Source organism: Micromonospora sp. NPDC023888, assembly GCF_040639415.1.
Lineage (GTDB): Bacteria > Actinomycetota > Actinomycetes > Mycobacteriales > Micromonosporaceae > Micromonospora.
This window is the reverse complement of sequence record NZ_JBEZZW010000009.1, coordinates 120,529-132,185: the sequence shown is the minus strand read 5'-3', so window position 1 is coordinate 132,185 and position 11,657 is coordinate 120,529. Positions and strand designations below refer to the sequence as shown.

The window sequence follows — 11,657 nt, the reverse complement described above, 5'->3', positions numbered from 1 at the left end:
TCCGACGGCGGGGTGATCACGAATCGTTCCCGGATCCGGGCGGGCGCTGAGGGGCCGAGCCGATCCAGCGCACGCAGCACCTGGGCGGGAGACGGAGACATGTGCAGTGCGGATGCGGTCATGGGCGGCACCTCCGGTGAGAGGGAGTGCAGGAGTTGCTCGCGTTACCCGATCAGGCTGAGCGAGGCGGCGAACTCCCGCAGTAGCAGGTCACAGCGCTCGGGTTGGTCCCACAGCACCTGATGGCTGGCGTCCTCGACCTGGTGGACGGTCACTGCGCCGCCGGAGTGCTTCTGGATCTCCGCGGCGACATCGGGGGGAGTGAGCGGATCCCTGGCGCCGACCAGCACCAGGATCGGATCCCGGACGTCGGCCAGGTCCGGGCGCAGGTCCAGGTCGGCGAACGTCGCCATGAAGTGCTCGTTCACCTCGGGGGTCGCCACCCGCTCGGCGACGATGCGGGTCAGCACGTCATCGGGGGGTCGCAGTCGCGAGAACGGCGCACAGAACCGGGCCCAGTCCTGCTCGGCCTCGGGTGAGGGGTCGCGGAGCATCCGTTCCATCACGCGGGCAGGCACGTCGCCGCCGAGATCGCGGTAGCGTTCGGTGATCTCCTCGGCCGAGGCCCGCCGTGGTGACGATCCGATGACCACGCCGCCCCGGACCACGCCCGGGTAGTCGGCCAGGAAGCGCTGCACCACGAAACCTCCGAACGACGTGCCGACCAGGAGGACGTCCTCGAGTCCCAGCGCCTCGACGAGCTGGCGGATGTCACTGGCCCACTGCGCCAAGGTCCAGTCGTCGGGCGTCGATCGATCGCTGCGGCCGTGGCCGCGCTGGTCGGGGACGACCACGGTCGCCCACTCCTGCTGCGGCGTCAGGACGTAACGCATCTGCGATCCGTCGATGCCCGGGCCTCCGTGCAGGCCGAGGAGCACGGGCCCGCGCGGTTCCCAGGGCCGCCGGGTGGACGCGGTGACGTAGAGACCGACATCCGTCAGCTTGATGTGCATCGTGGTGTCCCGTTCAGCTAGGTGCCTCGTCAGGTAGTCAGGCGGTGAACCGCAGCCGCAGGTCCGCCGGAAACAGCGTGCTGGTCGTCGACATCAATTGCGGAGGGTCGCCACTCAGCCCGCTGGTCTGCTGCAGGACCTGGAGAATGAGCTCGTCGAGCCGTTGCAACGACAGTTCGGCTGCCATGCACCGGCGTGCCCCGGCCCCGAACGGGAAGTACTGGACGATGCTGGGGCGCAGGCCCGCCCATCGGTCGGGGGCGAACTGCTCCGGGTGCGGGAAGACCTGAGGGTCACGGTGGCTGACGTACGGTGAGATGACGACCTCGTCGCCCTCGCGCAGCCTCCAGCCCGCGTACACGCCGTCCTGTGCGACGGTTCGGCTGATCAGCCACGTGGGCGGGTACAGGCGCAGTGCCTCATTGATCACCCACGTCCTCACCGTGGGATCGGTGCGGGCCCGGTCCTGCCACTCCGGGTTGCCGGCCAGAAGCGCCAGGACCCACGATCCTGCGGCCGCCGGCACGAGGGTGCCGGCGAGCAGCACGGCCACGGCCAGGTTCGCGATGGTTGCCCGGTCGACCTCGGAGCCGACGAGCTCCCCGAGAATGCCGCTCGGACGCGCCGAGTCGAGCAGGTCGACGACGTGGCGCCGCAGTGCCTCGTCGTTGCGCCGCGCGGTCCGGTGTCGCCGGAACAGCAACGCGAGCGGGCGGGGGAGCCGGGTTCCCTTGTCCACGATCGCGATCAGGCTGGGCAGCAACGCGGAGGTGCCCGCTTCCAGACCCGGCTCGGGGCCACCCGCCACCAGTCGCACGGACGCGCGAAGGTTGAGGCGGGTGAGGTCCTCGACGACACGGACGGTTTCGGTCGCGGCGGTCCACTGGCTTATCTGGTCCGACAGTTCGGAACGCCCCCGAGGATCACCGCCGGTGGCGCTCCCGCGTATCGCCGGTGCCGCCCGTCGGCGGGCGCTCATCCACGCTTCCAGCGCCGCGTCGCCACGGCCTGCGGCGGTCGATTCGAGGCGGCGGTTCAGCGCCAACTGGAAGGCGGTGTTGGTGCCTCGGAACACCGTCTCGATCAGTGCAGGGTCGGACACGTAGACCAGGTTGGCCGCCAGCCGCACGACCGGGCCGACGGCCGGGAGCGCGCTCAGGAAGCCGAGTCGGTCGGCGTTGTAGGCGCGGGTGAAGGCGCGCCACCTCATGCCGATCTCGGCCGGCTCCCGTACGATGTCCATCCGATCGGTCGTGTCCGTTCCCGTCTGACGTGCTTGCAGGATCCGGTGCCGGGGTGTGGCCGGAGGGGACAGTGCTCGACATGGCGGCCCTGGCCCCCTCCAGCGTCGTCACCGTCAGTGCCAGGGGTACCGGCCCGGCATCGACTTACGCGTGAGGCGCGCGATGATCCGCTTCATTCTGATTCACCCCCTCCTCTGAATTCACCGAGTGAGAACGTCCACCTGCCGCACCAGGCGGGCAGGAGGTCTTCGGCGCGGCGCCAGGCCACAGCAGGTCGGGCGTGACCTCTGCTGGGAAGGTCGCCCCGAGTAGAGCCAGCATCTGCCTCAGCTCACCGTCCAGTACGGCGAGCAGATTGCCGACGGCGTCCGCTCCTCCGGCGGCCAGAGCCCACAGCACTGGTCGCCCGACCAGCACCATCGAGGCACCGAGGGCCAGTGCGACGGCTGCGTCCACGCCGCTGCGGATCCCACCGTCGACGAGTACCGGTGCTCGGCCGTGGACCGCCGCGGCCACCACGGGCAGCGCCTCGGCGGTGGACACCGCGCGACCGCACTGGCGCCCGCCGTGATTGGACACGATGATCCCGGCCGCACCGGCGTCCAGCGCGCGGAGCGCGTCGTCGGGCCGCAGCACACCCTTCACCAGTACGGGTAGGCCCGAGACCTCTCGGAGTCGTCGGATGTAGGCGTAGGTGGCGCCCGGACTCTCCTCGAGGGGCGCGAAGTCGCTCTGATCCGCGCCGGGCGTCGCCGGCACGTTGGAGAAGAACTGTTCGTCCGGCACGCGGATCCGGCGGCCGGCCACCCGGTACTTCGGCCCGACCACGGGGGTGTCGCCGGTCAGGACGATGGCCGTCGCCCCGAGTTCGCGGGCCCGGGTCACGAGGCCGAGGGCCGGCCCGGGATCACGGGTGGCGAAGGTCTGGTACCACCAGTCGCCCGAGCCGGCCGCGGCGATGTCGGCCAGCGGCAGGGAGCTGCGCATGGAGGCGACGAACAGCGAGCCGTTCTTGCTGAACGCCGACCGCGACGCCGCCTCTCCCTCCGGGTGGGCGAGCCCCTGGAAGGCGCACGGAGCGGCCCCGATCGGCGAGGTGAAGGTGGAGCCGAGGAGGCGCACCGACGTGTCGACCCGGGAGACATCCCGCAACACGTGCGGCGCGAACCGGTACTGCGACCAGCCGGCGGTGGCTTCCCGGGCGGCCTCCTCACCGAACGCCCCGGACTCGTAGTACGCGAAGACGTCCGCAGGCAGTGACTCCCGAGCCCGGCGCGAGTGGTCCCGGAGCACGGGCGCGGGATCGACGCTCATGAAGCCGGCTCCCGTAGTGCGGGCACCCGGTCATCCGGGCCGAGCCACGGCCAGTCCGTGCCGGGTAGCGGACGCAGGTCGTCGATCCAGGTCGCGGACTCGTCGTACTGGGCGAGGAAGGTCGACCCGACCAGCTCCGGATCGCGGGACTGCATCATCGAACAGACGAAGGCCGGGTCACCCCCGATCCGGACGACCCCGTTGAGCAGGATCTTGCCGTGGTACGTGGACATCACCGGCCCACGCGCGGTGCGCCCGAGGCCCGAGACCCGCTTGATGGCACCAACGTAGATGTCCAGCGCGCGGGCGAGCGGTATCGCGAAGTAGTTCTTGGCGCCGGTGTTTCGCTCCACGAACATGTAGTAGGGGCTGATGCCCAGGTCGGCCTGCCGTTGCCAGAGCGCCGCCCAGACCGCCGCGTCGTCGTTGACGTGCGCGACGACCGGCGCCTGGGAGCGGACCGTCAATCCCGCCCGGAGCATGGCGCGGACGGCCGCCTGCGCTGCCGGCGTCTCCAGTTCACGGGGATGGGAGTAGTGCGCCATGACGGCGACGGGGCGGCCTGCCTCCACAAGCCGGCGCAGTTCGTCGAGGAGGTGGCCCGCGTCCGGGTCGGAAAGGAAACGCTGTGGCCAGTAGGCCGGCGCCTTGGTGCCGATCCGGATCGTGCGGGGACGCGGACCGTCAGCCGCCTCCACCGCCCGGATCCAGGGCAGCAGGACGTGGGTCCGCATCAGCAGAGGGTCGCCACCGGTCAGGAGGACGTCGGTGACCTCGGGGTGGGCCCGCAGGTAGGCGGTGAGCAGGTCCGGTGAGGCGGTTCTGATCTTCCGTTGCGGCTCTCCCGTGAACTGCGGCCAACGAAAGCAGTATGAGCAGTACGCGTGGCAGGACTGGGCCTGGGCGGGGAAGACCAGCAGGGTTTCCCGGTACTTGTGCTGCAGGCCGTCCAACCGGATGCCGTCGAGCTCAGGCACGTTGGCGTCCTGCTGGCCGGCCGGGTGCGGATTCAGCTGCTCGCGCACCTTGGCCACCGCCTGGGCCAGGGCGAGCCGATCGTCGGAGCCGAGCGCGGACGCGACGAGGTCGAACTGCTCGGGATCGAGCATCTGACGGTGCGGAAAGGTCAGGTTGAGAATCGGGTCTTCACGCGGTCGCCGCCAGTCGATCAGGTGGTCCACGATGTAGTCGTTGACGCGGAAGGGAAGCACTGCGCTGACGACGTCGAATTCGCGCAGATATTCCTCACCCAGACCTCGGTCGCCGGCGATCGACCGCATACGGGCATGGCTGTAGAACGTCATTTCATGCTCCGGCCAGCCAATACCGGATCAGATGCCGCCGGGCGTCGGTATAGGGCGTGCGGGCGTGCGCCAGTCGGTGGTTGTCCCACACCAGCACCGCATTTTTGGGAATGCTTATCCGGTGTGCCGCCTCGCGGAAGTGCTCGTGCACCTGATGAGCCAGATCGAAGCCGAACTGGCCCCACGGTAACCGTTCCACCGGGACCTGTCTGCCGAGCTCCGGGTCGTATTCGCCACTGGTCAGGAGGTTGTAGCTGAAGCGGAGAACCTCATCACCCGACTCGTCGGTCGTCAGCATGGGGGCGACGACGCCGGCACTGCCCGTACCGCTCGTGTTCGTCCCGCCCCATGCGATGTCGTGGGAGCGCAGTCGCTCGACGACGGGCGGTTCAAAGCCCTTCAGATAGGCCCTGACGTCGGCCAGGCAAGTCTCGCCACCCTCGCCGCGTGCCTGGACACGGCACCAGAGTGCGAGGTATTTCGGCGGCGGATTCCAGCCCGGGGCCTCGGTGTGGGCGCGGATCTCGTTCCGGCTCTTGGAGTATGCCCGGTCGTCGAACCCCAGTTGAGCCTTGACCTCGTACGTCAGATTGCCGTCGTACTGTGGCATCATCCGGCCGAATTCGATCAGTGCGGAACTGACGTCCTCGTGGCTTTCGACGTCGTCAATCACCAAGAAGCCGTCCCGACGGACCTGGTCTATCATCGGGTTTTGGCGGACGTCAGCCCTGGCGGTAATGGAACGGCCATGATTTACGCCCGCGCGTGGAGCGCTCTGATGCACCGAAATCCCCCGTTGCTTGCTGTCGATCCCTGCTTATCGACGCCAACCCGCGTCAATGCGAAGCGTATCAATGCGAGCACTCTCTGTCCAGGGTGGAAAGGAGTTCCGGTGACTCGGTGAAGGCGTGCCGAATGACGCGCTGGTGTCGTCCGCCCGCACCGCAGCGCGTAGCCGCTGTTTGTTGGGGTTCGGAAGCCGTAGGCGTCGCGGGTGACGGTCTTGACGACCCGGTTGGTTGCTTCCGAGCCGGCGTTGCTGCCAGCCGGTGACCGCGGCGTTGGTGCGTGCCCGGTGCACACTGGATGGGTGCTGATCGGGCTGGGCGCGCTCGCCTTGGCGATATTCGGCGCGCTCGGCTGGTTCGTGGGCGAGATGGTGGGCGGGCACGGTGGGGCGGGCCTGGCCGTGGTGTACGGCATCGGCGTGCTCCTGTGGGCGCTGCTCGACGAGCACACCGGCGAGACGACCTTCATGGCGATCCTCGCCTTCGTCCTCGGCCTGCCGATCGTGTACGCCGTGGTCGTCGCGGTCAAGCTGCTCGTCCTGGCGTTCGGGCTCGCCGACCTGGGCACCCGCGATGTCCTGCTGTCGAGCCTGCTCAGCGCGCTGGCCGGCACGGGCATCAGCGTCGGGCTCTCGCTCGTCGGCGCGTTCAAGCGCGGCTTGGAGCCGTCGGCCAGCCCGGTCCGACAGAATCTGGAAGAGTCGTTCCTGTCCGGCCTGTCGTTTCGGATGCCGCTGGCGCTGCTCATCGCCGGCCTGATGGACCTGCCCGACACGCCCGCCGCTCGGGTCGTGACCGGCGCGGCATGGGGCGCCGCAGCCGCGGTCTGCGCTCTGGTGTACATCGGGGTCGTCGAGAAGGAACCGGTCCGTCGGGCGTGGTTCCACATCGTCGTGGTGCAGGTCGTCATCCTGGTCTGCGGCCTGTTCGCCGTCATCCAGAGCATCGGCGAGACCAACCTCGTCGACGAGGCCGTGCAACTCGCTGTCCCGGCCAGCCTGGCGTGTGGCTTGACCTACCTGCTTGCCCTGCTGGGGGCCACCGCCCGCGGATACAGCTCCGGAACGCGGCGAGCATGAGGTTGAGTTCGTGTTCGCGCTGGTGGCCGGTGGGTGACCGGCGGTGGTCCAGTCGGCTTCTCATACCCTTGTGACCTCGCCGAGTGCTCGGCACTGACGACGGGTTGCGCCAGCGGTTGGCTGGTCACAGGAACTCGCTGCGGTAGGTCGAGGCCAGCTCGGCAGCGCGGCGGCGGCGTTCGGCGAGTTCGTCCGGTGAGAGCTGCGGCGGCGGTGCGTCCTTGCCCGCGACGACGTCGCCGATGCGGGTGAAGTACTCGTCCTGCCCGGCCGGGGTGCACATGCAGAGCATGTGGGCTGGTGCACCGGAGGTGTTGCGGAAGTTGTGCGGTGCATTGGCCGGGATGTTGATCGTGGATCCGGCCCGCACGACGTGCTTCTCGCCGCGGAAGGTGAACTCGATTTCGCCCTCGAGGATCGTGAACATCTCCTCGAAGTCGTGCCGGTGCGGCGGCGGGCCGCCGCCGTCGGGGATGCGCATGTCGATCAGGCAGTACGCGCCGTTGGTCTGCTCGCCTGTGATCAACATGCCGTAGGTGTTGCCCACCAGCGAGATGTAGGTCGTGTCGGGATCGTCAGGGTTCGCCACGGTCAGCGAGCGGGTGGGATCGTCGGCGGGAATCACCGTGATCATCTCCTGGGGTGTGCGGTCGGTTGGTTCGATCCTCCGGGCGACGGCGCGTCTCCCGGAGGCACTCGACGAGGCTGCTCGTCTGATCCTCGTGGAGAACACCGCCACCTCGCGTGCTTTCCGGCCGGGACTTCTACAGCCGCCGCTCCTGCCGCGGTGTGGCGGCTTGACCGCCTGCCCCAGCGCCAGCTCGCGGCGGGCAGCACGTGGGGCGCCATCGCTGGCGCAGGGCTGGTGACCGTCGACCCGGGCATCGCCTCCCGGGCGGCGGAGGAACGCCGGTGGGCCGCGCGAGCGCCGAGGGGCGGTGGGTTGCCGAGAATCGCGGGGCCGCGCGCCGTGGTCGGCCACGATCTCGTCACGGCCCGCCGATCGCCCGGGCAGTTCCTCGTCGCCGCGGCGGCGCTGCTGGTGCCGGCTCTCGTAGGTGTGCTCACCGGCTGGGGGGTCGTGCTGGCCGCTGGCTGGTTGTTGAGCGGGCTCGCCGCCCTCGCACCGTTCACCGTCAACGCGCGACGGGACCGGGACCTGCCGGCGTTGCGTCGGCTGCTCAACCTTCCCGGGCCGGTCCTGCTCGGCACCCGGTCGGTACTGCCGGCCGTCCTCGCCGTCGCGTGGGGTGTCGGGGCGGGCCTGCTGCTGGCGGCCCGGACGCCGGGCGCGGACGGCTGGGCTTGGCCGGTGCTGGGCGCTGCCGCGGGGCCGGGCCTGGCGGCGGGGGCGGTACGTGCGGCCCGACGGGGTGCGGTCCGGCACGAGTTGCCGCCGATCGTCACCCCGATGGGTGTGCTGCCGACCGGCCCGCTGCACTGGGCCGCCACCGGCTGGGACATCGCCGTCCTGTGTACGCTGCCTGCCCTGACCGCCCTGGTCACGGGTGCGCCGACCGCCATGATCCTGCCGCAGGCGATCGTTTCACTGGTCGGGTTGGTGGCGTTCGTGCTTGTCGCCGGTCGCGGCGACGGTGGACGGTAGGGGCGGTCTGGCGCGAAGGACGTCTCACCGTCCACCGTCGAGCAAGGGGATCAGCGATGAAGCCGCGCCGCGCCGCCACCACGTTGGCCGACACCGCCGCTGGCATCGCGCACCTTCACAACATCGCACTTACCGCCTGAACGCAGCCGCTCTTTGAGAGCGACCCGCCTCGGGTTGCGAGACAGCGCTTTGCCGGTTGGCGTCGGACCGGGTGCCTTCGTTGACGCGAGCGGCCTGAGAGCAGGTTCTGAGAACGAATCCGGGATTGACGAGGATCCGGCAGTTCATTCTTGATCTTGCTCGCGCAAGGACTGTTTATGAAAGGAGTACGTAACCCACGGAGGCCCGCGAAGGTATCCCTGTTTGGGACAGGCAGAAAGCGGCGATCGGCGCGACGATGGGCTGGTGGTCAACAAAGGAGCGACCGATCTCGGCGGCTTTCTGCGTAGCCGACGCGAACGCCTGACGCCAGACGCTGCGGGTATCGAGCCCGGCGCTACTCGTCGGCGAGTCCCGGGACTGCGCAGGGAAGAGCTGGCCGAACTCGCCGGGGTCAGTATCGGCTACTACACGCGACTGGAGCAGGGGGTCAGCGGTAGCGCTTCTGGCGCCGTCATCGACGCGCTGGCCGCGGCGTTGCAACTCTCTCCGGCTGAGCACGAACATCTGCGGATCCTTGCTGCTCCGCGACGACCGACTCGTCCTCGTGCCCGTAGAAGCAAGCTGAGGGCCTCGGTACGTGAACTGCTCGCCGCCATGCCTAAAACACCGGCGATCGTGATCGATCACCGCGCCGACGTCCTCGCGTGGAACCGCCTCGGACACGCTCTGCTGGCCGGCCATGTCGACGTCGACGCCCCGGACATGCGGATTCGGCCGAACATCGCCCGAATGCTGTTCCTCGACCCGCACCACCGCGCGTTGTATTGCGACTGGCACGCCAAGGCACAGGTCACCGTCGCGGCCCTGCATCAGGCGGTTGCGCGGCACCCGGCCGACCCAGAGCTCGAACAACTCGTCGGCCAACTCGCCGTCGACAGCCCGGAGTTCGCGCGAATGTGGGTGCGGCGCCCCGTCCGAACGTGCTCGTACTACCTACGAGAACTCGACCATCCTGTCGTCGGGCGAGTGACTCTGGCGAACGAGACGGTCAGCCTGCCTGACGATGACCAGCAGATCGGCCTGTTCTACGCGCGTCCCGGCACATCTGACGCCGACGCGCTCACCTTGCTGGCACAGAGCCTCGAACGACGCGTCGCGCCAGGAACCCTGCCCCGGAAGGAGGAAGCACGATGAGGATCGTCGTCGTCGGCGGCGCCGGCACCATCGGACGACGTTTGGTGCCCGCGCTGCGATCGCGCGGCCACGACGTTGTCGTGGCCGGACGCACCTCAGGTGACGTCCACGTCGACCTGACCTCGCACTCGACCATCGAGGCCATGTACCGCGAGGTCGGGGCGGTCGACAGCGTCGTGAGCATCGCAGCGCATGGCGCGCTCGACGAGTTCACGACGCTGACATCCGACGCGCTGTTTGAAAACATGCGAGCCAAGTTCTTCGGGCAGGCAGATCTGGTGCTCACCGGCCAGCACCACTGCGCCGACGGCGCCTCCTTCACCCTGACCTCCGGTATCTTCGCCGACCAAGCATGGCCGCACGTCACTGGCGGCGGCGTCATCAGCGGCGCCCTGCACAGCTTCGGCTTGTCGGCCGCGATCGAACTACCGCGGGGTATGCGGATCAACGTGGTCAGCCCCACGATGATCGGCGACTCCCTCGACGCCTTCGCCGAACACTTCCCCGGCATGCGTCCGGTGCCGATGGGCGAACTCGTCGGCCACTACCTGCGCTGCGTCGAAGGTGACGACACCGGCCGCATCATCCGGGCGTACGGATGACCACGCGACTCGCGCTTACACATCGTCGCCACGATCATCACGGTTGAACGCGCTGGGCTGCCACCCTTCCGACTGGCACTGGAGCCGCTGACGATCGGTGTCAATCAGAACAGGGTGTCGCGCATACGCAGCGGCCGGTACCCGGTGGGGCCGAGTTGGGCGAGTTCGCCTTCGATGTCGGCGTCGATGGATGTGCGTGTCAGGTAGGCCTCTGAACTTGGTTGGGGTCTTCCGGCCCGACCGTGCCGAGACCGGCCACGATCGGCCAGAGCCCTTGTCGCGTGCGGCTTGTTCAGGTGCCGGAAATCGTCGACTCGACCTGTGGCCGGCCAGCGCCAGGATTCGGAACTTCCCGTCCGGCGAGCCTCCGGGTGCACTGGCTGCCTACGAGTCCGACGATCACGAACGGGCACCAGGCGCACGTCCCTACCGCCACCACTAAGAGGCGTTTCGGCATCACGATCGGCTGAGCGCGCTCTTCCGAACTGACGGCGCCGGGCACAAGTCAGTTGCCGACGCGCTTTTATTGATCTTGATGATGTGGTCGCGATGTGGTCTCCAGCGGAGGTCACCCCGGGTCAATCCGTGCCCACTCCAGGTCAACCGGGTCAACGATCATGGTCGCTGGCCCGTCTTGTGTGATCCGCGTGTGGTCGCCGGTCGGGGCGGTTCCCCCGGGTCAACGCGGGTCACTCCCTGCCAACGCGGGTCGACCCGCAGGTCGTTGCACTGACCACTCGCGCCCCCGTAGCTCAGGGGATAGAGCATCGGTTTCCTAACCCGACGCTCCGCCGGTGTCCACGGGCTGATGACCTGCGGCTTTCTGTCTTCCCCCGTTGGGTGCCGGTCGCTTCGTGGGCTCGCTGCGATCGCTTGCCGAAGATCAGCTGGAACGTTGTGGGTCCTGCGGGTGCAGCTCAACACTGCCGCGAGTCGGGAGCCGAGTCATCCTTGCTCGTCGTCGAGCAGTTCGCGGCGCCACTCCGCAAATCGGCTTCGGAGGTTGTCCAGCGCTCGGCTGGTGACGCCGTACTGCGCGAAGTCGTCAGGATCGAGCAGGGCGGCTTGCCCGAGAGCGTCAGCGAAGATGCGCGGGTCGAAGCCACGGTCGGCGCGCTGCGCGAGGGCGAGAAGGGTGTCGCGGGTGTAGCGACCGGATCGGAGCGTGGCGTCGATGTCGATGAAGTCCCGGGCGAACGCTCGTCCGTAGAGGGCGCTCATCTTGTTCGCGACCGCGTCGTCGGGGTGGAGTACCGGTCCGATCGCCATGAGGATCGGTTCGTTGGCGCGCCAGTCCACGCTGAGCTCGACCTTGGAGGCCCGCACGCCGTCGGTGACGGCCAGCGCGAAGCCGTATCGTTCGGCCGCTCGGAGCCCGGTCCGGGCGAGGCGTTCGTGGAAGGGGTCCACC

11 protein-coding genes are annotated in these 11,657 nt (G+C 68.8%); 4 read left to right on the top strand and 7 right to left on the bottom strand.

Going from position 1 to position 11,657, the window contains the following annotated elements; genetic code table 11:
- Positions 1-164: 164 nt before the first annotated feature.
- From AB0F61_RS11020 to AB0F61_RS11000, 5 genes are all read right to left on the bottom strand, one after another.
- Positions 165-1,013: an alpha/beta hydrolase gene (locus AB0F61_RS11020; RefSeq protein ID WP_357806921.1), complete on the bottom strand. Its 849-nt coding sequence runs from the start codon at positions 1,011-1,013 to the stop codon at positions 165-167.
- 37 nt (positions 1,014-1,050) lie between these two features.
- Positions 1,051-2,256 carry a cytochrome P450 gene (locus AB0F61_RS11015; protein WP_357806919.1) on the bottom strand — a complete coding sequence of 402 codons (1,206 nt, stop codon included), beginning with the start codon at positions 2,254-2,256 and terminating at the stop codon, positions 1,051-1,053.
- Between the two features lie 145 nt (positions 2,257-2,401).
- A complete protein-coding gene (locus AB0F61_RS11010; RefSeq protein WP_357806915.1) occupies positions 2,402-3,571 on the bottom strand; it encodes an alpha-hydroxy acid oxidase in 1,170 nt (389 codons plus the stop codon).
- Positions 3,568-4,875: a lysine 2,3-aminomutase gene (locus tag AB0F61_RS11005; protein WP_357806912.1), complete on the bottom strand. Its 1,308-nt coding sequence runs from the start codon at positions 4,873-4,875 to the stop codon at positions 3,568-3,570. Before AB0F61_RS11005 ends, AB0F61_RS11010 begins: the two co-directional genes overlap by 4 nt.
- 1 nt (position 4,876) lies before the next feature.
- Positions 4,877-5,581: a TauD/TfdA family dioxygenase gene (locus AB0F61_RS11000; protein ID WP_357807144.1), complete on the bottom strand. Its 705-nt coding sequence runs from the start codon at positions 5,579-5,581 to the stop codon at positions 4,877-4,879.
- A 384-nt stretch (positions 5,582-5,965) separates the two neighbouring features.
- Here AB0F61_RS11000 and AB0F61_RS10995 point away from each other — a divergent pair, with 384 nt between their 5' ends.
- Complete coding sequence (locus AB0F61_RS10995) at positions 5,966-6,742, top strand: hypothetical protein (RefSeq protein WP_357806909.1); 777 nt, start codon at positions 5,966-5,968, stop codon at positions 6,740-6,742.
- Between the two features lie 124 nt (positions 6,743-6,866).
- On the opposite strand, the gene AB0F61_RS10990 is transcribed toward AB0F61_RS10995, so the two are convergent.
- Positions 6,867-7,376: a cupin domain-containing protein gene (locus AB0F61_RS10990; RefSeq protein ID WP_357806906.1), complete on the bottom strand. Its 510-nt coding sequence runs from the start codon at positions 7,374-7,376 to the stop codon at positions 6,867-6,869.
- Here AB0F61_RS10990 and AB0F61_RS10985 point away from each other — a divergent pair.
- The 3 genes from AB0F61_RS10985 to AB0F61_RS10975 all read left to right on the top strand — a co-directional run bounded on the left by AB0F61_RS10985 (position 7,314) and on the right by AB0F61_RS10975 (position 10,246).
- Complete coding sequence (locus AB0F61_RS10985; RefSeq protein ID WP_357807141.1) at positions 7,314-8,348, top strand: DUF6297 family protein; 1,035 nt, start codon at positions 7,314-7,316, stop codon at positions 8,346-8,348. The two genes, AB0F61_RS10990 and AB0F61_RS10985, sit on opposite strands and share 63 nt — an antisense overlap.
- A gap of 363 nt (positions 8,349-8,711) precedes the next feature.
- The gene (locus tag AB0F61_RS10980) at positions 8,712-9,644 is read left to right on the top strand and encodes a helix-turn-helix transcriptional regulator (RefSeq protein ID WP_357806904.1); all 933 of its coding nucleotides are present in this window, start codon (positions 8,712-8,714) and stop codon (positions 9,642-9,644) included.
- Positions 9,641-10,246 (top strand): short chain dehydrogenase, encoded by a 606-nt coding sequence (locus AB0F61_RS10975; protein WP_357806901.1) that lies wholly within the window; start codon positions 9,641-9,643, stop codon positions 10,244-10,246. Before AB0F61_RS10980 ends, AB0F61_RS10975 begins: the two co-directional genes overlap by 4 nt.
- A gap of 945 nt (positions 10,247-11,191) precedes the next feature.
- Here the strand turns inward: AB0F61_RS10975 and AB0F61_RS10970 are convergent.
- Positions 11,192-11,656 (bottom strand): nucleotidyl transferase AbiEii/AbiGii toxin family protein, encoded by a 465-nt coding sequence (locus AB0F61_RS10970; RefSeq protein ID WP_357806899.1) that lies wholly within the window; start codon positions 11,654-11,656, stop codon positions 11,192-11,194.
- Position 11,657: the final 1 nt, after the last annotated feature.